Origin of the sequence: Hymenobacter chitinivorans DSM 11115 (genome assembly GCF_002797555.1) — a bacterium.
GTDB lineage: Bacteria > Bacteroidota > Bacteroidia > Cytophagales > Hymenobacteraceae > Hymenobacter > Hymenobacter chitinivorans.
The window spans coordinates 418970-443841 of record NZ_PGFA01000003.1; the positions used below are offsets into that span (position 1 = coordinate 418970).

Below are 24872 nucleotides of genomic sequence, written 5' to 3' on the forward strand. Positions count from 1 at the left end.
GCGGCTTTGCTGTACTTTTTTTCCGGACCTTGCACCGCCAATTGACTTCTCCCTGCTGTATGCCCCTGCATCATCTTAGCTACGCCGCCACGGGCGCCTTTTCGTCTTTTCTCGCCGATTATATCAGTCAGAAGCCCGCGCTGCAGCCGTATTACCACCGGTTTCCGAAGCTGGAGGAGTTTGAAGCCCAGATAACGGAGAAGCAGGCCGCCTACTCGCCCGAGGCCCGGCAGCGGCTGGTAGCCGCCCTGCAAGAGCAGTATCAAGGTCTGGGTGACATCAATCCGGCCGTGGCGGCCAACCTGGCGCTGCTCAGCCAGGCCACAACCTTTACCGTCACCACCGGCCACCAGCTCAACCTGCTCACCGGGCCGCTGTACTTTATCTACAAGATTGTCACCACGCTCAAGCTCAGCCGGCAGCTGAAAGAGCAGTACCCGCAGTACGACTTCGTGCCGGTGTACTGGATGGCCACCGAGGACCACGACTTCGCCGAAATCAACCACTTCCACCTCTTCGGCAAAAAGCACGAGTGGAACAGTGAGCAGGTGGGTGGCCCAGTCGGCCGCATGGCGCTGGATGGCCTCGCCGAGCAGATTCTCGACCAGCTGCCCGCCGACGTGCCCGCCGCTTTTCGCGAGGCGTACCAGGCCGGCGCCACCCTCACCGACGCTACCCGCCGCCTGGTCCACGCCCTGTTTGGGGAGTACGGGCTGGTGAGCATCGACGGCGACAGTGCCACGCTGAAACAGGCCCTGGTGCCGGTGCTGGAGCGCGAAATCCGGGAGCAGGCTTCTAACAAAGCCGTGCAGGCCACCAACGCCCAGCTCGAAGCGGCCGGCTACAAGCCCCAGGTGTACTCGCGGCCCCTCAACCTGTTTTTCCTGACCAACGAGGGCAAGCGGGAGCGAATCGAGCAGGAAGGCGATTGTTACGCCATCCGCAACACCGAGCTCTGCTACACCCAGGACGAGCTGCTGACGCTGGCCCGCACCCGGCCCGAGTGCTTCAGCCCGAACGTGGTGCTGCGGCCCCTGTACCAGGAACTGCTGCTGCCCAACCTCTGCTACATCGGCGGCGGGGCGGAAGTGGCCTACTGGTTTCAGCTCAAGCAGGTCTTCAGCGACAATAACGTGCCTTTCCCGATGCTGCTGCTGCGCAACTCGGCCCTGTACCTGGGCAAGGCTCACGCCGGCAAGCTGCGCAAGCTGGGCCTTACGCCAGCCGATATTTTTCGGCCCCTGCCCGAGCTCAAAAAGCAGGTGGGCGCCACCCTGGGCCAGGAGGAAATCAGCCTGCGGGAGCAGCAGCAGGCCCTGGCCGCCGCCTTCCAGCAAATCACCGAGCTGGCCCAGCGCCTCGACCCGACCCTGGTGAAAACCGTGGCGGCCGAAGCCCAGAAAACGGCCGGCGGCGTGGCCGGCCTGGAAAAGCGCCTGAGCAAGGCCGCCGAAGCCAAGCACGAAACGGCCTATTCCCAGCTCACGGCCCTGAAGGACAAGCTCTTCCCCGGCGGCGACCTGCAGGAGCGCGTCGACAACGTGCTGTCCATTTTAATCAACAACCCCGGGTTTATTGAGCAGTTGCTGGCCGACTTCGAGCCCCTGGCCCTGGAATTTGCCATTGTGGAAGAGGAATAACTCCTGCTTCAGCGCACAGCTAGCCGACGGGCGCTTCCGGTACTGCCGGGGCGCCCGTTCTGCGTTATATTAGTCCGGATTTATTCAATTCCGTTTTACCTGTGCGCCTTTCTTGCTGCTGCCCCGGGCCACCGGCTGGCGAGCTGCGTAAAAGCCCGTTGGCGTACCGTTTCAGAATTATTCCAGTACCTCTAAAGTGCCATGCTGACTTATGTTGAAAAGTGACCTGCGCTGGCAGATGCTGGCGTGGCGCCGGGCCATGTCGGACCTGGAGCTGGCGACCCGCAGCCAGCAGGTAGCCGCGCGCCTGTTCAAGGAAACCTATCTGACCCAGCTGCGCGCCGTGCACGTGTTTTTGCCCATTCAGCGGCAGCGGGAACTGGATACCTGGGGCATTATCCGGCGCTTCTGGCGCGAGTTTCCCCAGGTGCGCGTGGTTGTGCCGGTGATGCAGGAAGACGGCCTCTCGCTGCGCCACTACCTGCTCACGCCCCAGACCGAGCTGGTCGAAAACGCCTGGGACGTGCCCGAGCCCCTGAATGCCGAGGAGGTAATGCCCGAGGAGCTGGACGCGGTGCTGCTGCCCTTGCTGGCTTTCGACGAGGCCGGCAACCGCGTGGGCTACGGCAAAGGCTTTTACGACCGGTTTCTGCTGCAGTGCCGCCCCGACGTGCTGCTCATCGGCCTCTCGCTGGAGGACCCCGTGCTGCGCATCGCCGACGCCTGGGAGGGCGACGTGCGCCTGCACTGCTGCGTGACGCCCACCCGGGTGTGGCGCTTCGAGCGGTAGCGCCGACCGGCCACAACAAATGGCTGCCGCGGAGCGTTGGCCGGGCGTCTGGTCACCAACCCGCCCGCTCTATGGCTACCCCAACTTCTGCCCGCGCCAGCCGCCGCATCCGCCTTACCCCGCGCCTGGATACGAAGCCCATGTTAGGTGTGGGCCTGGTGCTGGCCGCCCTGCTGCTAGCTGCCAAGCCAATCCAGCAAACCGTGCTGCAGCTGACGATGCCATCCCGGAGTCATAAGCAGTACCTGAACCGGTTTCCGGCCAGTGACGGCCTGACGCTGCTGCTGGGCCGGCAGCACCAGATTCACTATTACCGGGGCGGATTCTCTGCCGAGGAATTACCGAAGCTGCAGACCATTCGTAATGGGTACCCGGGCCTGCGCCGCCTGCTGCTGGAATCCCGGTACCGTAATCCTAAAGTCGTGGTGCTGATCAAGCCCGGACCGGGAGCCAAGTACCGCGACCTGGTGGACGCGCTGGATGAGATGAACATCACCGACCAGAGAAAATACGCGGTGGTGGATTTGCAAAAGCTCGATTACGCCCTGCTCCGGCAAAACGGTCTGTAAACCCCCTCGCTCGTATGGCTACTCCCCAATCCGCTCCCGGCCTGCGCTCCGCCCGCCGCCACTTCCGCCGTATCCTGCACCCCGACATGACGCCCATGGTAGGGCTGGGCTTCTTGCTGGTTACGTTCTTTCTACTGGCGGCTGATTTCGTGAAGCCAACGGTGATGCAGCTGACGATGCCGGCGAATTATCTCCGCAATCCTAATGAGTCAATCTGCTTCGGAATCGATAATAGCCTCTCGCTCATACTGGGCAAGAATGGACAGGCACACTACTATCGGGGAGGTTTGTTTTCGGACGAGCTGCCCGAGTTGCATACTATCCATGGTGGTGCGGCTGGTCTGCGGCGTCTTCTGCTTGAAGTACGCCAGCAAGACTCTAGATCCGTGGTGCTCATCAAGCCAAGCTCGAATGCGAAGTACCGCGACTTGGTGGATGCGCTGGACGAAATGAATATCACTGACCAAAAGAGATGCGCTGTAGTAGACCTGTCCGAGCGTGACTACGCCTTGCTCAAGCAGCACGGTTTGTAATTCGCTTTGCGAGCTGTAGTTTATGACTGACGCTGTACTAGGCCGGCTCCTATTTGAAGCGTAGTTAAAAGGCACGCCTATACCCGTCGTGCGGAGCGTTGGCCGGCTTTGTAGCTTACGCCGATTACGGCCAGCACTGCTGCAAACTGCAGTAGAATAACCAGCAGGAGCATACTGTCGAACGTCCTTTCCGGGCTGACGGGCAGCGGGACGGTGGGGTCCAGGGGCGGGTAGACAGTGGTGCCTACCAGAGGGCTACTCAGGGTGTAGAGCAGCCACGAGCACAGGCCGATAAACATTGTTCCCAAGCCCAGCAGGGCCAAGGCCGCGGACCGATAACGCCGGGCAAGCAGGTAGCTGCCCACGCCACCAATCAGCAGGGGCAGAAACAGCCCAAGTATCAGCAGGTAAGGCGGCGCCACGAAATAGGTGTTGTGCAGCTGAATATCGATGCTGGAAGCCAGCAGCTGGTCGAAGCCGACGGTGACGCCGGTCAGTGCTACGGCTAAGAGCAGGGCGCCAAGCCCGATGGTGAGAATGGCTGCGGGAGCTGGTTTGGCTGACATGGGCTAGGCTACTTCGGCAGCTCTTCGACTCTGGTAATACGGGCCTGGCCCCAGGGCGCCACGCTCACCTTGACCAGTAAGGGCCGCCGGCCGCCGGTTTTCTGGAGCTCCTTACCCGTGGCTTCGGGCACGTAGTAGCGCTCCAGGTTGTAGCGCAGGCGCAGGCCGTGGCGCCAGCTGTCGGTGACCCAGCCGCGCAGCACGGCCTGGTCGGGAGCCGTGGGGGTGAGCTCAGTGGCCGACACGGCCGTGGCTTCGTAGGCACCGTTTTGGGGGCGGAGCAGCACGTACACGGGCTGGTGCTTGCGGGGCGGCTGGGGACCTTGCCACAGCGTGGGCGGCACCTGGCTGATGCTGTAGGTGAGCCGCAGGTAGTCGCCGTAGAGCAGGTCGCGCGGGTCGACGGGGGTGGTGCGCAGCGTGACGGTGCGGCCCAGGGCGGTGGTGGCGTAGCCGGCCCCGGCCACGGCCAGGATGAAGAGCATCTGGGCCGCTACGGCCAGCTTGATCAGGCGGCGGTGGGTGAAGGAGGTGGTGGAGACGGGCGTTGCCATGCTTACTCGGGCTGTTTAGCCGATAATGATTGGGCGTTCTTGCGCCGCAGATACCAGCTCAAACCCAGCAGCAGCACGCCGCCCACCAGGAAGAACAGCGACTTATCCATAAAGGCCCAGGTCAGCTTGAAGTAGGCCACCATGGTAGTGACGATGAACAGAACCGTGCCCAGGGTGACCCGGTCGGCGTTGTTTTCCTGGTGGGCCCGCCACAGCACAGTGCCCGAGTAGGCGTAGAGCACTACCAGCGTGGCAATGGCCAGGGCCAGGCCGCCGTGCAGGTAGAAGCCGGGCAGCAGCAGGAGCCAGTCGGTGGCGCTGCCGGGGCGGCTGCGGCGGTACTTGCCCCAAAGCGACAAAGCGAATACGCCCAGCAAAGCCCCGATATAAGCCAGGAAGGGCGGGCGCAGCATGCCGGCGTAGGTATCGGCCTCGCCGTAGAGGGCCAGGCCCAGCGTGAAGAGGAAGGCCGAAGCCAGGGGCGGAGTTTGCAAAGCCCGGCCCGCCGAGCGGTCCGTTTGCCAGTCGCCGGCGGCGTAGATGAGCATGGCCGGGATGAAGAACCAGGTGATTTTGGCGTGCAGATGCCCGATGAGCAGGCCAGCCTGCCATAAGAGGCCAGTGGCCAGCACGGTGCCCAGCAGCGCGTCGGGGTGGCGCCACCAGTAGTAGCCCAGGCCCACCACGGTGAGGGCCGCGGTGAGGTAGCTGAACGTGCCCAGCTGCCCGGTGCTGTAGCCCTGCACGATACCGCCGATGGCGGCCATGAGCACGAAGATGGTGCGGCTACGGTAGAGGTAGGTGAGGGCGGTGCCGGCCAGGGCCCAGGCCAGCAGGCCGGGGGCGTCGTAGCCGATGAGCTGGTACATCTGGCTGGTGAGAATGATGCCGCAGCCGAATAGGATGAGGCCCAGCCCAATGAGGCCAATGCCCAGGGACTCATTGCGGCGGGCCAGGAAATACTCGCCGCCGGCGTAGGCTCCGCCCATGCTGCCCAGCAGCAGCAGCAGGCGCAGCCACTCGGGCAGGCCCTGCCAGTTGGCGGCCACTATGCTCAGCGCACTCAGGCCCAGCAGCAACGAGCCCAGCAGCGGCAGCAAGCCCACCACGTGCTGGTCCTCGGGGTAGAGGGCCAGAAGCTGCTGGTGCTGCTGCTCGGTGATAATGCCCTTGCGTACCCACTCGGGCCCGTCGGTTTCAAGCAGCTTTCGACTCATAAGTAAATTTTACGCAGAAAAGGAATAAAAGCCGGCGCTACCAGGGAAAGCAAGGCCTGATGAAACTAGGCTCAGCGCAACTGTCGAAGGTCCATTTGGGCAAGCGCACCATCTCGCCGCAGCTGGTTTTTACGGAAGAAGGCCGCCAATTCCTGCAAGCGGCGGACGTTGTCGTAGCGGAAATTCCAGTAGAGCTTGGTTTGACATTCCGAGCAGAGGCGGTTAGGCGTGGCGTCTGTTTCCGGCAGACTATTAGTCCCGTTCATTGCGCAGCGGGCATACGTGCAATGGTGGAGGGAAACCATATGCCCGATTTCGTGGGACGAAATGCTGAGCAGCCGAGTCAGACAGCGGGTGTAGTTTTTAGGCGTTAGAGTTTGATCCTGCAGCCGGTAAATAGACGTAATGCCCACCCGGTGCGGATAAGAGGCCTGCCCAAAGACGTAGTTCCAGTCAGCTTCAGGATACAGGTCTTTGGCACTAATAGCCATCAGGGCCAGTCCGGTTCGGGGAAGCCGGGTTTTCAGGTAGTAGTTGATCAGGTAGGGCGCCAGCAGCTGTTCATGGCCATTCTGGCGGCGCCGGGCCCCGGGCGGAACCAGCGTATCGGCTACTGCCGGCAACAGCACCACCGGCTGCTGGTAGAAAATGCGCAAGTACTCCTGGGTGGCTTGCAGGGCCTGGCGCTGTAGGGCTGAGAAGCGGCCCACGGGCTGTAAATAAATGGTTCGGGTAAGTGAATCGGGGCGGAAGGGCGGAAGCTGCTGGTAGGCTTCCAGGTTTTGCCCGGCTTCCCGATTTTCGTAGAGCCACTCGCCGGGCTGCGGCTTTTTCAGGGGAAAGTCGTTTTTCTGAATCGCCTGAAAGTAGCTTTCCGCCGCTGACGAAAAGGAAGCAACAGATGAGCTGCGCCCGCAGGAAAAAAGAAAAACCAGCAGCGGGAAAAAAAGATACGCCATTCGGAACAGCCAGAATTTTTGTAAACAGCTTATGCCAGTGGGTTAGTTTACACATCCTTCCGGGCCCGGGTCATCTCACGCTTACCGGGCGGGCCGGGCAGCTTTTCCACCAGCCAGCCGGCGGCCTTGAGGCTGCGGCGGAAGGAGCCCTTGGCGCAGTAGCTCACCAGTACCCCGCCGGGGGCGGTGGCCGCAAACAGCTGCTCGAAGACGGCTTCGGTCCACATATCGGGCTGCTTTTCGGGAGCAAAGGCGTCGAAGTAAACCACGTCGTAGTGCTGGGCGGGCAGGGCGGTATCCTGGAGGGCGGCGGGCATCTTGCGCAGCACAAAGTGCTCGGTCAGGTGCACGGCTTCGTGCCAGGGGGCCGCGTGCAGGTACTCGTGGTAGGCCCGCAGCTCGGGGTTGAGCACGTAGCGCTCCACGCCCAGGCTCTGGATGACGGCCGGCGGCAGGGGGTATTTCTCCAGCGTGTCGTACTCGATGATCTGGCTGGCCGTCAGACTGCGCTGCAGGGTGAGCAGGGCGTTGAGGCCGGTGCCAAAGCCGATTTCCAGGACCCGCACCGGGCCGGGGCCGCGGGTAAGGGCGGGCTCCAGCCCGGCGGCCAGGTACACGTGCATGGCTTCCTGCAGGGCGCCGTGGGTGGAGTGGTAGTGCTCATCCAGGGCGGGCACGTACAGGGTGCTCGAACCATCGGCTGTGGTCCGAACTTCTACTTTTACACCGCCTTCGGTTTCGTGCATCATAACTTCTGTCTTTGGCAACATGGCCCGCGTAAAAGTAGCGTTACCCACCACATATTCCCTGACCGTGCAGGTGCCGGTCCGCATCACCGACCTTAACTACGGCGGCCACCTCGGCAACGATGCCCTGCTCAGCATCCTGCACGAGGCCCGGGTGCAGTTCTTGCAGCACGTGGGCCTCAACGAGCTGGACCACGTTACGCGCCTGGGTACCATCATGGCCGACGTGGCCATCGAGTACAAGGGGGAGGCCTTTTACGGCGACGTGCTGCACCTGCAGCTGGCCGCCACCGACCTCAACAAATACGGCTTCGACGTGGTGTACTGGGTGAAAAACCAGGACGGCCGCGAAATTGCGCGGGCCAAAACCGGCATGCTGCTCTTCGACTACAACACCCGCAAGCTGCGCAGCCTGGCCCCGGAAGTGGCGGCCCGCCTCGGTGCCGACCTCCAAGCGTAAGGTATGTTTCCGCTGCTGCTTATTTCCTCGCCCTGGTTGTTGCCCCACGAGCACCACGTGCTGGCGCGGCTCTTTGAAGCGGGCCTGCCCACGCTCCACCTGCGGAAGCCCGGCGCCTCCCGGGCCGAGATGGAGGCCTACCTGCGGGCCGTGCCCCGGGAGTTTCACGGCCGCATCATGCTGCACCAGCACCACGAGCTGGCCCGCGACTACGCCCTGCAGGGCCTGCACCTGCCCGCCGCTACCCGGGAAGCCTGGCGCGGCACCCCGGCTCCCGGCCAGCTCCTGTCCACCTCGTTTCACAGCCTGGAGGAAGTGGAGCGCCACCGGCGGCGTTACCACCACGTGTTTCTAAGCCCGATCTTCAACAGCATCAGCAAAGTGGGCTACTCGGCGGCCTTCCAGCCCCAGGAGCTGCAAGCGGCCCTGGCACGCTGGGCGGCCCGGCCCGCTTTCCGGCCGCAAGTGGTAGCCCTGGGCGGCATCGATGCCTCGACCCTGGGCCCGGTCCGGCAGCTGGGCTTTGCGGGCGCGGCCGTGCTCGGGGCCATCTGGCAGCACCCCGACCCGGTCGGGGTGTTTCGGGAGCTGCAGCAGCTGGCCGCCCAACCGCTGTAGCGCGAACTGTGTAGTTCGCGTGCCCCGCGCCATTACAACGATTGTCGTTCAGGTACGCGAACTACAACCAGAGGTCAGCGCAGCTAAAGTTCGCGCTACTGCCGTGCAGCTACCGCACGGTAGCGGTCAGGGTCGGGTCCCAGTCTTTCCAGACGGGCTCGTAGCCCTGGCGGCGGAGCATGGCGGCAATTTCCTGGGGGCTGCGCTCGTCGGATATCTCGAACTGCTCCAGCGACTCCGGGGCCACGGCGTAGCCGCCGGGGTTGGTCTTGGAGCCCGCGCTGATACTGGTGATGCCCAGGCGAATGATGTTGTCGCGGAAGGTGGGGCTTTCCCTCGTGGAAATGGAGAGTTCCACTTCCTCGTTGAGCAGGCGGTAGGCACAGATCAGCTGCACCAGTTCCCGGTCGGTCATTTCCACTTTGGGCTGCAACAGACCCTCGGTGGGGCGCAGGCGCGGAAACGACAGGCTGTACTTGGTTTGCCAGTAGGTGCGCTCCAGGTAGTCGAGGTGGAGGGCGGTGTAGAAGGCGTCGGTGCGCCAGTCTTCCAGGCCGAAGAGCACGCCCAGCCCCATCTTATGAATGCCGGCCCGCCCCAGGCGGTCGGGCGTGTCGAGGCGGTAGTGAAAGTTGCTTTTCTTGCCCTTGGGGTGGTGCTTTTTGTAGTCCTGCTGGTGGTAGGTTTCCTGATACACCAGCACCGTATTCAGGCCCTGCGGAATCAGCCGTTCGTAGTCGGCCTGGTCGAGGGGCTGCACTTCCATGGAAATGTGGGAAAAGTGGGGCCGCAACGTGCGCAGGGCTTTTTCCAGATAATCCACGCCCACGGTCTGGTTGGCTTCGCCGGTTACGAGCAGCACATGGTCGTAGCCCCAGCCTTTGAGTACGGCCGCCTCCTGCAGCATTTCCACGCTGCTCAGGGTGCGCCGCCGGATCTGGTTGTCGAGGCTGAAGCCGCAGTAGGTGCAGATGTTCTGGCACTCGTTGCTCAGATACAGCGGCACGTAGAGCTGCACCGTGTTGCCGAACCGCCGGCGCGTGAGCTGCTGGCTAAGCTGGGCCATCTGCTCCAAATAAGGCGCGGCAGCCGGCGAAATCAGCGCCTGGAAGCCGTCCAGCGTCCGTTTGGGTGCCGCCAATGCCCGCTCTACATCCGCCGCCGTCTTGGCGTAGATGCTGGTCTTGACGTCGTCCCAGGCGTGGGCTTCGAAGATGGGGCGGAAGGACATAGGTTGATGATTGTTAATTGTTGATTGTTAATTGTTGATTGTTGGTTATTGATTCAGAGGGGTAATAGAACGACTTAACAATCAGTAATTAACAATCACCAATCAACTAACAACTAGTCTAGAAAAGCGGTGAGCGGGGAGCTGGCTACGGCGTGGCTGGCCGGGGCGGCCAGCTTGGCTTCGTAGGCCAGGCGGCCGGCTTCCACGGCCATTTTAAAAGCTTGAGCCATGGCTACGGGCTGCCCGGCTACGGCAATGGCGGTGTTGACCAGCACCGCGTCGGCGCCCATTTCCAGGGCTGCGGCCGCGTGGGAAGGCGCCCCGATACCGGCATCGACTACCACCGGCACCCGGCTCTGGCCGATGATGATTTCCAGAAACTCCCGGGTGAGCAGGCCTTTGTTGGAGCCGATGGGGGCGCCCAGGGGCATCACGGCGGCCACGCCCACTTCCTCCAGGCGCTTGCACAGCACTGGGTCGGCGTGGATGTAGGGCAGCACCACAAAACCCAGCTGCACCAGCTCCTCGGCGGCCTTGAGTGTTTCGATGGGGTCGGGCAGCAGATACTTGGGGTCGGGGTGAATTTCGAGCTTGAGCCAGTTGGTTTCCAGGGCTTCGCGGGCCAGCTGGGCGGCAAACACGGCTTCTTTGGCCGTACGCACCCCGGAGGTGTTGGGCAGCAGGCTGAACTGCGGGTGGCCCAGGTGGCGCAGCAAATCGTCGTCGGCCGACGTCACATCCACCCGTTTCAGGGCCACCGTTACCAGCTCCGAGCCCGAGGCCAGCAGGGCTTCTTCCATCAGCTGGGCCGAGCTGAACTTGCCGGTGCCGGTAAACAGCCGCGACGAAAACGTGCGGCCGGCAATAACCAGGGGGTGAGTTGTCATACAGTGAGTTCCTGCAAATGGTGAACAAACTGCGCGGCCGTGCCGGGTATATCGGCGGGATTGGCAATGGCCCCCGAAACGGCCACGCCGTGCAGGCCGGTGAGCAGCAGGGCCTCCGCATCGGGCAGCGTGATGCCGCCGATACCGATGATGGGCATCGTGAAGCCGGCCGCGGCGCACTGCTTTAGAATAGCCGAGTAACCTTCCAAACCCAGAATCGGGCTCAGCTTTTCCTTGGTGGTGGTAAAGCGGAAGGGGCCCAGGCCGATGTAATCCACGCCGGCCTGCACCAGCTGCTCGATGTCGGCGAAGGTGTTGGCCGTGCCGCCCAGAATTTTGCCGGGCCCAACCAGCGCCCGGGCTTTAGCCGCCGGCATATCCTGCTTGCCTAAATGCACCCCGTCGGCCCCGATTTCCAGGGCCAGCTGGGGATTGTCGTTGATAATGAGCGTGGCCCCGTGCTGGCGGCACACGGCCTGGGTGTCGAGGGCCAGCTGCTTCCAGTGGTCGGGTGCCGCGTTTTTTACCCGCAGCTGCACCCAGCGCACCCCGCCGCGGCAGGCTTGCTCGGCGTGGTCGGGCCGGTTGGTGATGAAATGGAGGTTACTGATCTGCATACGGAAGGTGGCGGAAAGAGTGGTAGCCCAGCAGCGTGTCGTTGCTGGCCAAAAAGGCTGTGGTATAGCATTTAGCCCGCTGGCAGGCCGTCGGCAAATCGTGTCCCAGGGCTAGCTGGGCCAGAATGGCAGCCGACAATACGCAGCCGCTGCCGTGCTTTTCGCCGTGGGGGAGGCGGGTGTGCGAGAAGTGGTACTGGGTATTGTTGGCAAAGAGAATATCGACCGACTCGTCTCCCGAGCCATGCCCGCCCTTGAGCAGCACCGGGCAAAAACCGGCCACGGCTTCGGCTGCTTCTTCGGCCGAAGCCGCCGGCCACAGGCGCAGCATCTCGGGCAGATTGGGGGTAATCAGCGTTAGCTCGGCAGCCAGGGCTTGTACCAGGGCGGCGTCGGGGTGCTGGTGAAACTCATAGCCGGCCGAAGCTTTCAGCACCGGGTCCCAGACGATATTTTTACCAGGGTAGTGCTGCCGCAGCCACCGCAGCAGTTCCAGCAGTCGGGGCAAGCTCTCCACCAAGCCGATTTTGACGAAGTCCACCGCAAACCGGCTCAGCAGCACCCTGATCTGGTCCTGAATGTCGGCCAACGGCACCCAACTCACCCGCTCAAAGGCCACGTCGTTCTGCACCGTCAGGGCCGTACACACGCCCAGCCCGTAGACGCCGAGGGCCTCCAGCGTTTTGCTATCGGCCAGCAAACCGGCCCCGCCACTGGGGTCGAAGCCGGCAATACTCAGGGCGTAAGGGCGCATGTTTAGTTGTTAGTTGTTGGTTGTCAGTTGTTAGGCGTTCTGCTGTCGGTTGTGCTCTAACAACTGACAACCAACAACTAACAACTAGCCTACAGGTAGATTTCGCTGCCCTTATTCACGAATTCGCGCGACTTCTCGGCCATGCCCGAGGCCAGCACCTGGGCGGCCGTCATGTCCTGGGTGGCGGCGTAGTCGCGCACTTCCTGGGTGATTTTCATCGAGCAGAAGTGGGGGCCGCACATGGAGCAGAAGTGGGCTACTTTGGCGCCTTCAGCGGGCAGGGTTTCGTCGTGGTACTCCCGGGCCGTATCGGGGTCGAGCGAGAGGTTGAACTGGTCTTCCCAGCGGAACTCGAACCGGGCCTTGCTCAGGGCGTTGTCGCGGTACTGGGCGCCCGGGTGGCCCTTGGCCAGGTCGGCGGCGTGGGCGGCTATTTTGTAGGCAATGACGCCGTCTTTCACGTCCTGCTTGTTGGGCAAGCCCAGGTGTTCCTTGGGCGTCACGTAGCAGAGCATGGCCGTGCCAAACCAGCCAATCATGGCCGCCCCGATGGCCGAGGTGATATGGTCGTAGCCGGGCGCAATGTCGGTCGTGAGCGGGCCCAGGGTGTAGAACGGGGCTTCGTGGCACTCCTTGAGCTGCTTGTCCATGTTCTCCTTGATCAGGTGCATGGGCACGTGGCCGGGGCCCTCAATCATCACCTGCACGTCGTGGGCCCAGGCAATCTTGGTCAGCTCACCCAGGGTTTCGAGCTCGGCAAACTGGGCCTCGTCGTTGGCGTCGGCAATGGAGCCGGGCCGCAGACCGTCGCCGAGCGAAAAGGCCACGTCGTAGGCCTTCATGATCTGGCAGATTTCCTCGAAGTGGGTGTAGAGGAAGCTTTCCTGGTGGTGGGCCAAACACCACTTGGCCATAATCGAGCCCCCGCGCGAGACGATGCCGGTCACCCGCTTGGCCGTCATCGGAATGTAGCGCAGCAGCACCCCGGCGTGAATCGTGAAGTAATCCACGCCCTGTTCGGCCTGCTCGATGAGCGTGTCGCGAAACAGCTCCCAGGTCAGGTCCTCGGCCTTGCCGTTCACTTTTTCCAGGGCCTGGTAAATCGGGACCGTACCCACCGGCACCGGGCAGTTGCGGATAATCCACTCCCGGGTTTCGTGAATGTTCTTGCCCGTGCTCAAATCCATGAGCGTGTCGCCGCCCCAGCGGCAGCTCCACACGGCCTTGTCCACCTCTTCCTCGATGCTGGAAGTCACGGCCGAGTTGCCGATGTTGGTGTTGATTTTTACCAGGAAGTTGCGCCCAATAATCATGGGCTCGGCTTCGGGGTGGTTGATATTGGAGGGAATGACGGCCCGGCCAGCGGCTACTTCCTGGCGCACAAACTCGGGGGTGATGTAGCCCTGGGGCGTGTTGGCTCCGAAGCTGTGCCCGCGGTGCTGCACCCGCAGCGGGTCGTCCGGGGCCAATTGATCAATGCGCTGGTTTTCCCGGATGGCAATGTATTCCATTTCGGGCGTGATGATGCCCTGCTTGGCGTAGTGCATCTGGCTCACATTCTGCCCCGGCTTGGCCCGGTACGGCCGCCGGATGTGCTCAAACCGCAAGGCGTCCAGTGAAGTATCGGCGGCCCGCTGCTGCCCGTATTCCGACGAGGTGCCGGGCAGCTGCTCCACGTTGCCGCGGCCCAGAATCCACTCCTCGCGCAGGCGGGGCAGGCCCTTTTTAAGGTCGATAGCCACGTTGGGGTCGGTGTAGGGGCCGCTGGTGTCGTAGACCGTCACGGGCAAATTCTGCTCGGTGGGGTTCACGAAGTCGAACTTGCGCTGAGTGTCGCTGAGCACGATTTCGCGCATGGCCACCCGCAGGTCGGGGTAAAGCTGGCCGGGCACGTAGATCTTGCGCGAGCCGGTCAGGGGCTGGCGCTCCACCAGCGTCTGCTGGGGGGCTTGGTCTTTTTTCTTCATCGGAAAAGGCAGTGGAAACGGGACGTGGCGCGGCCTAGCCCCCTTGGGTGGCGCGAATAATCGTAATCCGGTCGTGGGCCTGCAGCTCGTGGGCGGGCCAGTCGGGCCGGGGCACCACCACGTCGTTGACGGCCACGGCAATGCCGCGCAGGTGCAAGAGCTGCAGCCCGTCGAGGGTGGCCGTAAGGGTAGGGGAAGCCGGGGCCTCATGGGGTTTATCGTTGACAAATAGCGTCATGCAACAAGCAGATTAGCAGGTTGATGGAGTCAAAACAATAAACAGTAGGCGGCGCATGCCACGGGCCGGCAGAGACGGGTCCCGTTTCAGTCACTTTTCCCTTCGCCAGCATTACCTGGATCAGGTTCAAAGGGTATTTCTCAGTCCTGCGCGGCAGAACACCCCTAAAGTTTATGCCGGCAAGGTAGGGGGTAATGTGCTGATGTGCTAATGTGGGGAATGTGAAAATTATGTCATTGCGAGGGTCGGCAGGTTTTATTTCGTCTGTCCTCCTGAGGCGCAGCCGAAGGACCTTCCTCGCCTGTCCCACAAAGGCGAATACCAACGTGCAAAAGTCCTTTACTACTAGTGTGGTAAAGGGCTTTGTCACGTTTAACAATCCTTGTCACTCAGGTGAGGAAGGTCCTTCGCAAGCGTACGCCAGATGAAGGATGACAGACCAGTAGTAGCACATCAGCACATTCAACCACATTTCTCACATTCAAAACACATTAACACATTAGCACCTGAGCACATTATATCGAAGGCACTATTACCAACTCAGATATGTTCAGGGCCAGCGACATAGTGAGGGGCAGGTAAACCTAAAACTCACTAAATCACTATTTCACTAAATCACCTGTCGTATCTTTGCAGTTATGATGATTGACCTGCCCGTTGTTTCCAAGCGCGACATCCGCAAACTCAGCCCCGACGAGCTCAAGGCCTTTATGGTGGAGCACGGCGAAAAGCCCTTCCGCGCCAAGCAGGTGCTGGAGTGGCTGTGGAAGAATACCGCCGGCTCGTTTGAGGAAATGAACAACATTTCCCTGAGCACCCGCGAGCTGCTAGCCAAGTACTTTGTTATCAACGGCGTGGCGGTGCAGAATCAGCAGCTCAGCAACGACGGTACCATCAAATCGGCCTTCCGCCTGCACGACGGCAACATCGTGGAAGGCGTGCTTATTCCGCACGACACGCGCATGACGGCCTGCATCAGCTCGCAGGTGGGCTGTTCGCTGACTTGTAAGTTTTGCGCCACGGGCTACATGGAGCGCAAGCGCAACCTGGACGCGGCCGAAATCTACGACCAGGTAGTGCGCATCCGGGAGCAGTGCGAGGCCCAGTACGGCACGCCGCTCACTAACATCGTGTACATGGGCATGGGCGAGCCGCTGCTCAACTACGCCAACGTGGTGGAAAGTGTGCGCCGCATCACCGCCCCCGACGGGCTGAACATGGCGCCGCGCCGCATCACCATCAGCACCGCCGGTATTGCCAAGATGATCAAAAAGCTGGCTGACGACGACGTGAAGGCCAATCTGGCCCTCTCGCTGCATGCGCCCAACGACGTGAAGCGCAACGAAATCATGCCCATCAACGAGGCCAACTCCCTGGCCGCTTTGAAGGACGCGTTGCAGTATTACCACCAGAAAACCGGCCGCAAAGTCACCTACGAGTACATCGTGTTCGAGAACTTCAACGACACGCTCGAAGACGCGGCTGAACTGTACACCATCAGCAAGTGGCTGCCCTGCAAGGTGAATTTGATTGAGTATAACCCCATCGAAAACGCCAGCTACCAGAACGCCGAAGCCGATAAAATCACGGCCTTCCACAAGTACCTGGCCGACCGGGGCGTGCAAACCAACATCCGCCGCTCCCGTGGTAAGGACATTGACGCGGCCTGCGGGCAGCTGGCGGTAAAGGAAAAAGCCGAGGTAGCGTAAATCAAGACTGCGCAGTCACACAAAAGGCCGCTGAATCTCAATTCAGCGGCCTTTCTGTTTTTACTTGATTCGCTCCAGCACGAAATACCCCACGGGAGGAGCCGAGTTGCTCACGGCCCGGACGACGCCGACCGGCGTGGTGGGCTGGTCGGGGGAGGTGTAATCAGGGCCGCTGTCGGTGCCGGCATCGTAGAACGTGGCCGGGATGCGGCGCGTGGCGGCCCAGCCGGTCGTGGTGAGCAGGTCGTGGACTTCGAGGGCGGCAAACCAGTCGGGGCTGGGCGCTATCATCGTTACCACCGTCAGGGCCGGGTGGCTGCGACTCAGGCGGATAGTATCGGTCAGGGCGCCGGGCGACGCGGTGGCGGTGCGGCCATCGAGCAGCCGAAAGGCTTTGCCCTGAGCAATGAGCGTGTTGATTTCGCTCCGCAGCGCGGTGTTGTTGCCCAGCTCGGCCATATTTTTGATACCCAGACTGGCCGGAGCAGTAGCCCGAAACAGGCCAGCGTCGGCGTCGTGCCCATGGGAGGCGCCGATGAGGGGTGAAAAATGCGCCCCCACCGGGTAGCTACCCGGGTGGGTGGTGGCACTCCAGCTGGCCTCGAAGGTGACGCGGTACAGGGCCGTGGTATCGGGGGCGGGAGCTTGGTCGTCGTCGCCTGATTCGGCGCAGCCGGCCAGCAAAGCCGACAGGATAAGCATCCAATGCTGTTTCATAGGTAAGCGGCTGGCGGTGAGCAGGAAAAGTATAAACGTAACGCTGCCGGCTGCTGGTTTGGTATAGCCGGGTTATTTGACCTGCCCAAACCGGTAGGCTACTTCCAAGTAAGCGGGAGCCGTGGCGCTGCCGTCGCTGTAGGCCAGGCCTAAGGTCCCGCTTAGGCGGGACGCTGCCACTCGGGCCCCAAACAAGCCGAGTAAATGGCGTTGTTTTACCCCAAACACGTTGGTTTCATAGATATACGTCTCGTTGAGCAGCGACAACCGGCGCAGAATTCGGGTGGCGCCCCCAAGCACCACAACCGGTGTACTGCCGAAGCGGCCATAACCATAGCCGTAGCCTACGCCGGCCGTCAGGTTGTGGTCGGCAGTGCCGTAAGTACCCAGGCCGTAGACCGCGCCAAACAGCAGGCCGTACGCCCGGGTTACCTCGCCGTACATCCCGACGTGGAATTTCTCCGCTACGGGCACCGCATACTTGCCGGTGAGCGTCAGGGAGACGTACGATCTAGAACCGGGGCCGACGGGCAATTCCAGGACCCCGCCCGCGCTCAGCCGGTCGGAGAAGCCGTGACTGGCAGCCACGTTCAGCAGCCCGGCGGCCTGCACCAGGGTTTCGCCGCGCCGCAGCGGCCGGGCCGTGGGCATGCCAAAGACGCGGGTGCCATTGCCGACCGGGTCCCAGCCCCGGCGGGCTTGCTCGGGAGTGAGCAGCTCCAATTGGCGGATGTCGGCCCGCGGCACCGTGCGCGGCCCCAGAATCTTGACGTCGAAATCCAGCTCCTGGGGCCGCTCCGTCACGAGCACACCCACGAAGGAGGTGCCGTCGGCGGTTTGCACGGCGTAGGAGCGGCCGTATTGCAGCGCCCCGGTCGACGAAGTGCCGGCGCCGGCCAGTTCCTGCTGGCGCAGCTCAATGCTTTGGCGCACCTGGGCAAACTGCGCCGGCGTGAAGACCCGGCTGCGACTAGTGCCACTCAGAAAACGAACCTGCAACGTGATAGTGCTGTCGGGGCTCAAGCTTTGCTCGAAGCGGGCCTGATCAAAGTCGGCAGTGGAGAAATACGGAAACAGGCCGTAGTAGCGCTTTTCCTGCTGGTCGATGGTTTCGCCCACTAAAGGACTGACGACCAGTACCCGGACGGCCGCTTGCTGGGCCTGAAGGCTGGTACTAAACAGCAGATAAACCCCACTGCTAAGCAGCAGGCCACGCAAGAATGAAGGCAACATAAGGATATTTATACCCTTAAATGTAGCCCCTTTCCGGCCAGTCAGCCAATAAAATGGATTAGCCTAACTTTTAAAGCGCCCGGTGGAGCGGGGCCGGCCGGTGCTGATTTCCTCCTTGGTTTCACCCTCGGGCACTTCCCGGGTTTCGATGCGCACAGCGTGGGCCTTGGGCTGCACTTTCTGGCCGAAGGCATCGGCAAACTCCTGGGTAAACTCGGCCCCGAAGAAGATAATCAGGGCCGAATAGTTGACCCACACCAGGAGCACAATAGCGGACCCGGCCGCCCCGAAGGCCGAGCCCGGATCAGCCTTCGCAATGTAGAAGGCAATCAGGAACTTGCCCAATACAAAGAGCAGGGCGGTAATAAAAGCGCCGATGCCGACGTCGCGCCACCGGATTATGGCGTCGGGCAGGAAGCGGTAGATAAGCGCGAAGAGCAGGGACGTGACGCCGAGCGACAAGACGAAGTCAACCAGGCGGATAACCACGACTCCTACTTCGGGAAACCACTGCTGCAGCTTGCCGGTGAAGGCGCTGAGCACGGCGCTAATCACAAAAGAGATGAGCAGCAGCAGCGCCACGCTCAGAATCAGGCCGAAGGACAGGAGCCGGTCGCGCACGAACTGCCAAATGCCGTTACGGGGCTTCACCTTCAGGTTCCAGATGTCGTTGATACTTTCCTGGAGCGTTACGAAAAACGTGGTAGCAGCAAAAATAAGCGCGCCGATACCGATGATGGAGGCCACACCGCTTTTCTGCTGCTTCGTGAACTCAGCAATGGAGTCCTGCAGAAATTTGGCGGAGTCGGCCCCCAAAAAGCCCCGCATTTGCCCGTAGACCTGACCTGTTACGGCTTCGGCACCATACAGGGAGCTGGCTACGGTGATGACGATGAGCAGCAGGGGCGGCAGCGAGAAAATAGTGTAGTAGGACAAGGCGGCAGCGTGCCGAAACGAGTTATTGGTCATGAACTCGCTGGCCGTGGTTTTCAGAATGCCGACAACATCGGAAAGGCGGTAGTGTGTGGCCATGGGGCGGAAAGCTGGGAGGATAAGTATGGGGTAGTACGGCTCGAAGCCGGGGGCGTTTGGTTGAGCTTCCCAAAACCATTCATTTGTGCCTACAGTTGCTAGCTTTGGCGGGGCGCAAATGCCTCGTTTTACTTCTCGCTCCATGCTCCTTTCCCGCTACGTTCTGTCTTTGCTGCCCGGCGCCGGCCTGGCTCTGCTGCTCACCGGCCCCAGCGGCTGCACCACCACCAAAACCACGTCATCGGCGGCGGCTGGGGCGGCGGCTACCGGCGGCAACGTCACGCCCTATCCCGCCGCTGCGGGCTTCGACCAGGCCGGCTCCGACGCCCGCGCCCAGGCCTGGGCCGATACGGTGATGCACCAGATGGGCGGCTACGCGGCCTGGCAGCAAACGCGGCTATTGGGCTGGGACTTTCTGGACGGCTCCTACCAGCTCTGGGACAAGCAAACCGGGGACTTCCGCTGGCAAAAAGACACGCTGGTGGCCGTCTATAACCTCACCACCAAGCAGGGCCACACCTACAGCAAAGGCCAGGATATTTCCTCCACCGAGAAGGGTAAAAAGCTGCTGGACCGGATGTACCCGATTTGGGTAAACAACTCCTGGTGGCTGCTGATGCCCTTCAAGCTCAAGGATTCGGGCGTGACGCTGACCTACAAGGGCCCAGGCCAGCTGATGGACGGCACCCCGGCGGAGGTGCTGAACATGACCTTCAAGAACGTGGGCGTGACGCCCGACAATAAGTACGAAGTCTACGTGAGCCCCCGTACCAAGCTGGTCGAGGAGTGGGCCTACTTCCCCAAAGCCACCGACGCCCAGCCCGCTTTCCGCCGCCGCTGGACCGGCTACCAGCAGTACGGCCCCCTGAAGCTGGCCGCCGACCGCACCGACGGCAAAGACGGCCGCCACCTGGACCACATTACGGCCCGCACCGCCGTGCCCGCCGGCGTGATGCAGAACCCGGCGCCCCTGGCCCGGCTCGAATAGCGGCTAGCGGGCAAAATCCCAGCGCAGGGTCACAATCGGGGCCTGGTGGATGGCTTCGCTCAGCTCCGCATCGTCCTTGAACTGCAATTGTTGCAGCTGGCAGGCCTCTACGCTCACGCTGAACTCCCGGGTGGCAAACGGCCAGGGCGTGACCTGCACCGGGCCGCCGGGCGCAGGCTGCACCACCTCGTGGCGCTGCCCATCGGGCCCGGTGCTGATTTCGAGGTGGCGGCCCATTTCGGGTAGCTCCTGCCGGCACAGAATCAGGCTGAGCCGGTCGCACCACTGCATCAGGTCGTAGGCTTGCTGGGCTTCGGCTTTGGTAACCTTCAGGCCCCGGCGCCAGCGCTGCTGGTCGGCTTTCTGCTCGTCGAGAAAGGCGTCGATTTCGGGCTGCTGCCCGCGCAGGCTCTCGTAGAGGAAGCTCAGGTGCATACTAGTAAGCAGGCTGCGCCACTGGCCCTGGAAGCGGGCGGCCCGCAGCACGCCGGTGGCCTGGGCCAGGGAAAATTCCTTCATCGTGAAGTTGGCCGGAGCCCCGGCGGGCGTCAGGCCGTAGTGCCCGTCCCAGCGTTCCTGCTCGTCGTCGTGCTGGGCAATGGCGGCCAGCAGGCCCACCCACCGGTCGGCCGGGCCGAAGGGCTGCCACTGCCAGGCCAGCTGGGCCGCCAGCAAGGCGTGGGCTTGTTGGTAAATAATCTGCCAGCCGTCGGGCGTAAGGTTTACAATCATGGGGAGAAGACAAAATAGGCCCGCGTTGGGGTAGCTGGGCATACGCCCCGCGGCGGCGCGGGTTGGGGCATTGGGCCGCCCAAACCAGTAGCCTGGCCCGGGAAAAATTTACCTTGTGCAACTTTGCCCCGGCGGCCGATGTGTTCAGATAACCAAGCGCCGCTCCGGCCGCGTATCAGGACCGGCGCCGATTTACCATTCGTTTCCCTTTATGAATCCACACGTCCAGCAAATTCTTGATAACCCGTTAGCCGCCGCGGCTATTGTCGGCAACCTGGTCATTATCGAGAGCCTGTTGTCGGTGGATAACGCGGCGGTACTGGCCACGATGGTCGGCGACCTGCCCAAGGAGCAGCGCCACAAAGCCCTGCGCTACGGCATCATCGGGGCCTACGTGTTTCGCGGCATCTGCATCCTGTTTGCTTCTTATCTAATTGAGTTCTGGTTTCTAAAGCCCTTGGGCGGCTTGTACCTGGTGTATTTGGCCTACAACCAGTTTAAGCCCAAACGCTCCTCGTCCTCTGATGAGGACGAGGAAATCGACAAGGAGAAAAGCTGGCTCTACAAGCGCACCTTGGGCCTGTTTGGCAAGTTTTGGGCTACCGTGGCCCTGATTGAGCTCATGGACCTGGCCTTCAGCATCGACAACGTGTTTGCCGTCGTGGCCTTCACCGACAACCTGATTCTGATTTGCCTGGGCGTGTTTATCGGCATCCTGGCTATGCGGCTCGTAGCCCAGGCCTTCGTGCTGCTCATGGCCAAGTATCCGTTTCTGGAAACGGCCGCCTTCCTCGTTATCGGGGTGCTGGGTTTGAAGCTGATGCTGTCCTTGTTTGAGCATTACCTGCCGACCCACCCGTTCAGCGTATTCCTGGGCAGCCACGGCGCCGACGTGGGCCTGACGCTTATTACCGTGGGCTTTTTCGTAGTGCCCCTCATTACCTCCTGGCTCTTCAACGTGCCCCGGCACATGACCATGCCCAAGATTCCGAAGCGCAAGCCCGAGGAGAAGAAGAGGGTGGGGTAAAAGGCTAAAAAAGCAGGCTTCCCCATTGATTGATAAATGACGTTTCGCGGGCCGCAGTAATTTGAATTACTGCGGCCCGCGAAATGCTTTCTGGCTGACTACAGTGCGAATAATTATCCGTTTCTTGGAGCCGGCGGGGCTGGGGCCTTGCTCGCAAATTATTGAGCAGTAACTGCTTCAAGCATTACCACGCCCTCATCCACATCGGTTGCTATGCATTTCTGTACTCACTACCGGCGAATAAGCCTGTTGGCGCTATTCCTTCTGGCCCTGCCCGCGGCTCTGCGCGCCCAAAGCTGGCAGCGGGCCTTGGCCTTGGCCTCTGTCCCCGGCACTGGTCTTACCTTTTGCAACACCACTTGCTACGACGTGGCCGGCAATGTGGTCGTAGCGGGCTCCTTCGGGGGCACTCTCACGCTAGGTTCGTTTACGCTGAACAGCGCCGGTAATCGCGACATCTTTGTGGCCCGCCTCAACCCGGCGGGGCAGTGGGTGCAGGCTGTGCGGGCCGGTGGTGAGGGTGACGATGGCGCTTCGGCTCTGCTGTTACTGCCCAGCGGCGAGCTAGCAGTGGGCGGGGGGATAAACGGTACTTCCGTAACGTTTGGGTCGCGCACGCTCTCCACCAGTAACGGTAAAAGTGACGCCTTCGTGGCCCGGCTCAACCCCGCCGGGGAGTGGACCCAGGTTGTGCAGGCCGGGAGCTATGGAGACGAGGGCATAAGCGCCTTGACCCTGGATGCCGCCGGGCAAATAGTAACAGCAGGCAGTTTTGATAGTGACGCGGTTACATTCGGCTCCTTTACGGTCACTCGCACGCCAAGTGACCCCCGTGCTTCCATTTACCCGGACTTGTTTGCGGCTCGGCTAAATCCTGCTGGACAGTGGACGCAGGCCATCAGCTGCCAAGGGAGCTTTTACGAATCGGTTACTTCACTCGCTGCTTATCCCGATGGTTCCGTTTTGGTAGCGGGGCAGTACGGCGGTACCTTTACAATGGGTAACGTCCGCTTCACTGACGCATCGACGCCCTTTTCCAACATCTTCCTGGGCCGACTGGGCATGGATGGGAAGTGGTCGGAAGCAACCTCCTTGGGCGGGCCTAACACTGAATCCATTGGCCAGATGGCCCTTGACGCCGCCGGCAACGTAACCGTAGTGGGTAGCTTCAGAAGTCCTAAACTGACCATCGGAGGCACCACGCTCGTTAACGCCGACCCCGCCAATACGGACACTGGTTATTCCAACACCAGTGACATCTTCGTCGCGCGCCGAAACACCGCCGGGCAGTGGACCCAGGCAGTTCGGGCCGGTGGCCTAGGCAATGAGGAAAATCCCCGCTTAGTACTTGGTGCCAATGGCGCGGTGACAGTAGCGGGCTCCTTTAGCAGCCCGAGCCTTGCTCTGGGCGCCTTCACGCTCACCAATGCTGCTGCTCCCGATCCTACGGCCGACATATTCGTTGCCCAGCTCGATGCCGCGGGGACCTGGGTTTCGGCTTTGGGCGCGGGCGGTGCCGATAAGCAGTTTGTAAACGCGCTGGTAGCCGATGGCCGCGGCGGAGGGGTTATGGTTGGCTATTCGCAGGGCCCTACCGTTACATTTGGCTCTACTACCGTCGGCTCCAGCAATTCATTTTACGGACTAGTAGCGCAGTTCAATGGCGTGGTTTCAGCTACCAAGGCCACTGCCCCCGCGGAAGTATTCACGCTGGTTCCCAACCCGGCTATTACCCAAGCCCGCCTCATCTGGCCCCAGGCCACGGCTGCTCCGCGCTCCGTGCAGCTGCTCGACGGCCTGGGCCGGGAGGTGCGCCGCCAGTTGCTGCCCGCCCGCGCTACCACCGCTACACTCGACGTAGCCGGCCTGGCGCCGGGCCTGTACCTGGTGCGCTGCGGCGCGGCCGTTACCCGGCTAGTGGTGGAGTAACCCGCCTTCTGCTTTTCGCTAATGCTTAATAAAAGGCCCCGCTGTCGTGACAACGGGGCCTTTTTACAGCAACAGAATGGCCTGCTAGGCTGGCTGCAACTGTTGCTTGAGGTGTAGCAGCATGTCCTGGGTCATCTTGTCCAGGTCGAAGTCGGGCTGCCAGCCCCAGTCCTGGCGGGCTCGGCTGTCGTCGATGCTGGCGGGCCAGGAGTCGGCAATCTGCTGGCGGGAGTCGGGCTGGTAGGTCACTCGGAAGTCGGGCAGGTGGCGCTGGATACTGGCCGTAATTTCCTTGGGCGAGAAGCTCATGGCGCCCAGGTTATAGGAACTGCGAATCTTGATTTGCTCGGCTGGGGCGTGCATCAGGTCCAGGGTGGCCTTCAGCGCGTCGGGCATGTACATCATTGGCAAATATGTGTCTTCCTGCAGGAAGCACTCATAGTCTTGCCCGGCCACGGCTTTGTGGTAGATATCCACGGCGTAATCAGTAGTGCCGCCGCCGGGCAGGCTCTTGTAGCCAATCAGGCCGGGGTAGCGCAGGCTGCGCACGTCCAGGCCGTGCTTGCGGAAGTACCACTCGCACCACTGTTCCCCGGCCAGCTTGCTGATGCCGTACACCGTGTTGGGGTTCATCACGGTGAGCTGGGGCGTGTTGTCGCGGGGCGTGTCGGGGCCGAAGACGGCAATGCTGCTGGGCCAGTACACGCGCTGCACGCCCAGGTCTACGCTGGCGTCGAGCACGTGAAACAGGCCGTCCATATTCAGCTGCCAGCCAAACTTGGGGTTCTTCTCGGCCGTGGCCGAGAGCAGGGCCGCCAGGTGGTAGACCTGCTTGGGCTTGTAGCGGCGGATAACTTCTTCCAGGCGGTTTTTATCCAGCACGTCGAGCAGCTCAAACGGGCCGCTTTCCTGCACGGCGGCGTTTTTGGGGCCCCGCACGTCGGCCGCCACCACCTGGGAGGCGCCGTAGCGCTGGCGCAGCTCGTGGGTTAGTTCGAGCCCGAGCTGGCCGCCGGCGCCGATAACGAGGATAGTATCACTGGGAGTAGCGTGCATGAGCAGAGTGGGTGGGAGGGTGGAGTGGGGAAGCAAAGATACCGCACAGACGCGGTTTGTGGGGTGGGGCTGCCCCGTTGAGCTGGTACGTAAGTCGCCGGGA

At 61.9% G+C, this 24872-nt stretch carries 26 protein-coding genes and 1 riboswitch; of the genes, 10 read left to right on the plus strand and 16 right to left on the minus strand.

The window, feature by feature from the left end:
- Positions 1 to 59 precede the first annotated feature (59 nt).
- The 4 genes from bshC (at position 60) to CLV45_RS18735 (ending at position 3532) form a co-directional block, all read left to right on the plus strand.
- Entirely contained in the window at positions 60 to 1640 is a 1581-nt protein-coding gene (bshC, locus tag CLV45_RS18720) for a bacillithiol biosynthesis cysteine-adding enzyme BshC (protein ID WP_100337998.1), read from the plus strand.
- 211 nt (positions 1641 to 1851) lie between these two features.
- Entirely contained in the window at positions 1852 to 2430 is a 579-nt protein-coding gene (locus CLV45_RS18725; RefSeq protein WP_100337999.1) for a 5-formyltetrahydrofolate cyclo-ligase, read from the plus strand.
- A 71-nt stretch (positions 2431 to 2501) separates the two neighbouring features.
- Positions 2502 to 2999 (plus strand): biopolymer transporter ExbD, encoded by a 498-nt coding sequence (locus tag CLV45_RS18730; RefSeq protein WP_100338000.1) that lies wholly within the window; start codon positions 2502 to 2504, stop codon positions 2997 to 2999.
- Between the two features lie 14 nt (positions 3000 to 3013).
- Positions 3014 to 3532: an ExbD/TolR family protein gene (locus CLV45_RS18735; RefSeq protein WP_100338001.1), complete on the plus strand. Its 519-nt coding sequence runs from the start codon at positions 3014 to 3016 to the stop codon at positions 3530 to 3532.
- A gap of 77 nt (positions 3533 to 3609) precedes the next feature.
- Here CLV45_RS18735 and CLV45_RS18740 read toward each other — a convergent pair whose 3' ends face one another.
- From CLV45_RS18740 to mnmD, 5 genes are all read right to left on the minus strand, one after another.
- Positions 3610 to 4098: a hypothetical protein gene (locus CLV45_RS18740; protein ID WP_100338002.1), complete on the minus strand. Its 489-nt coding sequence runs from the start codon at positions 4096 to 4098 to the stop codon at positions 3610 to 3612.
- Positions 4099 to 4106: 8 nt separating this feature from the next.
- Complete coding sequence (locus CLV45_RS18745; protein ID WP_100338003.1) at positions 4107 to 4652, minus strand: GDYXXLXY domain-containing protein; 546 nt, start codon at positions 4650 to 4652, stop codon at positions 4107 to 4109.
- 2 nt (positions 4653 to 4654) lie between these two features.
- A complete protein-coding gene (locus tag CLV45_RS18750) occupies positions 4655 to 5869 on the minus strand; it encodes a DUF2157 domain-containing protein (protein ID WP_100338004.1) in 1215 nt (404 codons plus the stop codon).
- 71 nt (positions 5870 to 5940) lie between these two features.
- A complete protein-coding gene (locus tag CLV45_RS18755; protein ID WP_100338005.1) occupies positions 5941 to 6828 on the minus strand; it encodes an archaemetzincin in 888 nt (295 codons plus the stop codon).
- Between the two features lie 47 nt (positions 6829 to 6875).
- On the minus strand, positions 6876 to 7577 hold the full coding sequence (gene mnmD, locus CLV45_RS18760; RefSeq protein WP_245882915.1) for a tRNA (5-methylaminomethyl-2-thiouridine)(34)-methyltransferase MnmD: 702 nt from the start codon (positions 7575 to 7577) through the stop codon (positions 6876 to 6878).
- Between the two features lie 19 nt (positions 7578 to 7596).
- Between mnmD and CLV45_RS18765 the strand changes: the two genes are divergently transcribed.
- Both CLV45_RS18765 and CLV45_RS18770 read left to right on the plus strand, forming a co-directional pair.
- On the plus strand, positions 7597 to 8034 hold the full coding sequence (locus CLV45_RS18765; RefSeq protein ID WP_100338006.1) for a thioesterase family protein: 438 nt from the start codon (positions 7597 to 7599) through the stop codon (positions 8032 to 8034).
- Positions 8035 to 8037: 3 nt separating this feature from the next.
- Positions 8038 to 8652 (plus strand): thiamine phosphate synthase, encoded by a 615-nt coding sequence (locus CLV45_RS18770; protein ID WP_100338007.1) that lies wholly within the window; start codon positions 8038 to 8040, stop codon positions 8650 to 8652.
- 109 nt (positions 8653 to 8761) lie between these two features.
- Here CLV45_RS18770 and thiH read toward each other — a convergent pair whose 3' ends face one another.
- From thiH to thiS, 6 genes are all read right to left on the minus strand, one after another.
- The gene (thiH, locus tag CLV45_RS18775; protein ID WP_100338008.1) at positions 8762 to 9883 is read right to left on the minus strand and encodes a 2-iminoacetate synthase ThiH; all 1122 of its coding nucleotides are present in this window, start codon (positions 9881 to 9883) and stop codon (positions 8762 to 8764) included.
- Positions 9884 to 9996: 113 nt separating this feature from the next.
- Positions 9997 to 10770, minus strand: coding sequence for a thiazole synthase (locus CLV45_RS18780; RefSeq protein ID WP_100338009.1), 774 nt, complete (start codon positions 10768 to 10770; stop codon positions 9997 to 9999).
- Positions 10767 to 11387, minus strand: a complete 621-nt coding sequence (locus tag CLV45_RS18785; RefSeq protein WP_100338010.1) for a thiamine phosphate synthase — start codon at positions 11385 to 11387, stop codon at positions 10767 to 10769. The genes CLV45_RS18780 and CLV45_RS18785 overlap by 4 nt, the downstream gene beginning before the upstream one ends.
- Positions 11374 to 12141, minus strand: coding sequence for a hydroxymethylpyrimidine/phosphomethylpyrimidine kinase (locus CLV45_RS18790; protein ID WP_100338011.1), 768 nt, complete (start codon positions 12139 to 12141; stop codon positions 11374 to 11376). Before CLV45_RS18790 ends, CLV45_RS18785 begins: the two co-directional genes overlap by 14 nt.
- 89 nt (positions 12142 to 12230) lie before the next feature.
- Entirely contained in the window at positions 12231 to 14108 is a 1878-nt protein-coding gene (gene thiC / locus CLV45_RS18795) for a phosphomethylpyrimidine synthase ThiC (protein ID WP_100338012.1), read from the minus strand.
- A gap of 34 nt (positions 14109 to 14142) precedes the next feature.
- The gene (thiS, locus tag CLV45_RS18800) at positions 14143 to 14346 is read right to left on the minus strand and encodes a sulfur carrier protein ThiS (RefSeq protein ID WP_100338013.1); all 204 of its coding nucleotides are present in this window, start codon (positions 14344 to 14346) and stop codon (positions 14143 to 14145) included.
- An 80-nt stretch (positions 14347 to 14426) separates the two neighbouring features.
- Positions 14427 to 14522: riboswitch (TPP riboswitch) on the minus strand.
- Positions 14523 to 14987: 465 nt separating this feature from the next.
- On the opposite strand from thiS, the gene rlmN reads away from it, so the two are divergent.
- A complete protein-coding gene (gene rlmN / locus CLV45_RS18805; RefSeq protein ID WP_100338262.1) occupies positions 14988 to 16055 on the plus strand; it encodes a 23S rRNA (adenine(2503)-C(2))-methyltransferase RlmN in 1068 nt (355 codons plus the stop codon).
- A gap of 60 nt (positions 16056 to 16115) precedes the next feature.
- On the opposite strand, the gene CLV45_RS18810 is transcribed toward rlmN, so the two are convergent.
- The 3 genes from CLV45_RS18810 to CLV45_RS18820 form a co-directional block, all read right to left on the minus strand.
- Positions 16116 to 16772, minus strand: coding sequence for a spondin domain-containing protein (locus CLV45_RS18810; protein ID WP_100338014.1), 657 nt, complete (start codon positions 16770 to 16772; stop codon positions 16116 to 16118).
- A 72-nt stretch (positions 16773 to 16844) separates the two neighbouring features.
- Positions 16845 to 18005 (minus strand): hypothetical protein, encoded by a 1161-nt coding sequence (locus CLV45_RS18815; protein WP_157807643.1) that lies wholly within the window; start codon positions 18003 to 18005, stop codon positions 16845 to 16847.
- A 63-nt stretch (positions 18006 to 18068) separates the two neighbouring features.
- Positions 18069 to 19037: a YihY/virulence factor BrkB family protein gene (locus tag CLV45_RS18820; protein WP_100338016.1), complete on the minus strand. Its 969-nt coding sequence runs from the start codon at positions 19035 to 19037 to the stop codon at positions 18069 to 18071.
- A gap of 142 nt (positions 19038 to 19179) precedes the next feature.
- Between CLV45_RS18820 and CLV45_RS18825 the strand changes: the two genes are divergently transcribed.
- A complete protein-coding gene (locus CLV45_RS18825; RefSeq protein WP_100338017.1) occupies positions 19180 to 20025 on the plus strand; it encodes a hypothetical protein in 846 nt (281 codons plus the stop codon).
- 3 nt (positions 20026 to 20028) lie between these two features.
- Here the strand turns inward: CLV45_RS18825 and CLV45_RS18830 are convergent, their stop codons facing one another.
- Complete coding sequence (locus tag CLV45_RS18830; RefSeq protein ID WP_100338018.1) at positions 20029 to 20757, minus strand: DUF3891 family protein; 729 nt, start codon at positions 20755 to 20757, stop codon at positions 20029 to 20031.
- A gap of 211 nt (positions 20758 to 20968) precedes the next feature.
- On the opposite strand from CLV45_RS18830, the gene CLV45_RS18835 reads away from it, so the two are divergent.
- Positions 20969 to 21784, plus strand: a complete 816-nt coding sequence (locus CLV45_RS18835) for a TerC family protein (protein WP_100338019.1) — start codon at positions 20969 to 20971, stop codon at positions 21782 to 21784.
- Positions 21785 to 22033: 249 nt separating this feature from the next.
- Complete coding sequence (locus tag CLV45_RS18840; protein ID WP_100338020.1) at positions 22034 to 23713, plus strand: T9SS type A sorting domain-containing protein; 1680 nt, start codon at positions 22034 to 22036, stop codon at positions 23711 to 23713.
- An 84-nt stretch (positions 23714 to 23797) separates the two neighbouring features.
- Here CLV45_RS18840 and CLV45_RS18845 read toward each other — a convergent pair whose 3' ends face one another.
- On the minus strand, positions 23798 to 24769 hold the full coding sequence (locus CLV45_RS18845; protein WP_100338021.1) for an NAD-dependent epimerase/dehydratase family protein: 972 nt from the start codon (positions 24767 to 24769) through the stop codon (positions 23798 to 23800).
- Positions 24770 to 24872: the final 103 nt, after the last annotated feature.

Excerpts from the sequence above, each read along its gene's own strand:
- bshC (WP_100337998.1), top strand. The coding sequence starts at position 60 with ATGCCCCTGCATCATCTTAGCTACGCCGCCACGGGCGCCTTTTCGTCT.
- CLV45_RS18725 (WP_100337999.1), top strand. The coding sequence starts at position 1,852 with ATGTTGAAAAGTGACCTGCGCTGGCAGATGCTGGCGTGGCGCCGGGCC.
- CLV45_RS18730 (WP_100338000.1), top strand. The coding sequence starts at position 2,502 with ATGGCTACCCCAACTTCTGCCCGCGCCAGCCGCCGCATCCGCCTTACC.
- CLV45_RS18735 (WP_100338001.1), top strand. The coding sequence starts at position 3,014 with ATGGCTACTCCCCAATCCGCTCCCGGCCTGCGCTCCGCCCGCCGCCAC.
- CLV45_RS18740 (WP_100338002.1), bottom strand. The coding sequence starts at position 4,098 with ATGTCAGCCAAACCAGCTCCCGCAGCCATTCTCACCATCGGGCTTGGC.
- CLV45_RS18745 (WP_100338003.1), bottom strand. The coding sequence starts at position 4,652 with ATGGCAACGCCCGTCTCCACCACCTCCTTCACCCACCGCCGCCTGATC.
- CLV45_RS18750 (WP_100338004.1), bottom strand. The coding sequence starts at position 5,869 with ATGAGTCGAAAGCTGCTTGAAACCGACGGGCCCGAGTGGGTACGCAAG.
- CLV45_RS18755 (WP_100338005.1), bottom strand. The coding sequence starts at position 6,828 with ATGGCGTATCTTTTTTTCCCGCTGCTGGTTTTTCTTTTTTCCTGCGGG.
- mnmD (WP_245882915.1), bottom strand. The coding sequence starts at position 7,577 with ATGATGCACGAAACCGAAGGCGGTGTAAAAGTAGAAGTTCGGACCACA.
- CLV45_RS18765 (WP_100338006.1), top strand. The coding sequence starts at position 7,597 with ATGGCCCGCGTAAAAGTAGCGTTACCCACCACATATTCCCTGACCGTG.
- CLV45_RS18770 (WP_100338007.1), top strand. The coding sequence starts at position 8,038 with ATGTTTCCGCTGCTGCTTATTTCCTCGCCCTGGTTGTTGCCCCACGAG.
- thiH (WP_100338008.1), bottom strand. The coding sequence starts at position 9,883 with ATGTCCTTCCGCCCCATCTTCGAAGCCCACGCCTGGGACGACGTCAAG.
- CLV45_RS18780 (WP_100338009.1), bottom strand. The coding sequence starts at position 10,770 with ATGACAACTCACCCCCTGGTTATTGCCGGCCGCACGTTTTCGTCGCGG.
- CLV45_RS18785 (WP_100338010.1), bottom strand. The coding sequence starts at position 11,387 with ATGCAGATCAGTAACCTCCATTTCATCACCAACCGGCCCGACCACGCC.
- CLV45_RS18790 (WP_100338011.1), bottom strand. The coding sequence starts at position 12,141 with ATGCGCCCTTACGCCCTGAGTATTGCCGGCTTCGACCCCAGTGGCGGG.
- thiC (WP_100338012.1), bottom strand. The coding sequence starts at position 14,108 with ATGAAGAAAAAAGACCAAGCCCCCCAGCAGACGCTGGTGGAGCGCCAG.
- thiS (WP_100338013.1), bottom strand. The coding sequence starts at position 14,346 with ATGACGCTATTTGTCAACGATAAACCCCATGAGGCCCCGGCTTCCCCT.
- rlmN (WP_100338262.1), top strand. The coding sequence starts at position 14,988 with ATGATTGACCTGCCCGTTGTTTCCAAGCGCGACATCCGCAAACTCAGC.
- CLV45_RS18810 (WP_100338014.1), bottom strand. The coding sequence starts at position 16,772 with ATGAAACAGCATTGGATGCTTATCCTGTCGGCTTTGCTGGCCGGCTGC.
- CLV45_RS18815 (WP_157807643.1), bottom strand. The coding sequence starts at position 18,005 with ATGTTGCCTTCATTCTTGCGTGGCCTGCTGCTTAGCAGTGGGGTTTAT.
- CLV45_RS18820 (WP_100338016.1), bottom strand. The coding sequence starts at position 19,037 with ATGGCCACACACTACCGCCTTTCCGATGTTGTCGGCATTCTGAAAACC.
- CLV45_RS18825 (WP_100338017.1), top strand. The coding sequence starts at position 19,180 with ATGCTCCTTTCCCGCTACGTTCTGTCTTTGCTGCCCGGCGCCGGCCTG.
- CLV45_RS18830 (WP_100338018.1), bottom strand. The coding sequence starts at position 20,757 with ATGATTGTAAACCTTACGCCCGACGGCTGGCAGATTATTTACCAACAA.
- CLV45_RS18835 (WP_100338019.1), top strand. The coding sequence starts at position 20,969 with ATGAATCCACACGTCCAGCAAATTCTTGATAACCCGTTAGCCGCCGCG.
- CLV45_RS18845 (WP_100338021.1), bottom strand. The coding sequence starts at position 24,769 with ATGCACGCTACTCCCAGTGATACTATCCTCGTTATCGGCGCCGGCGGC.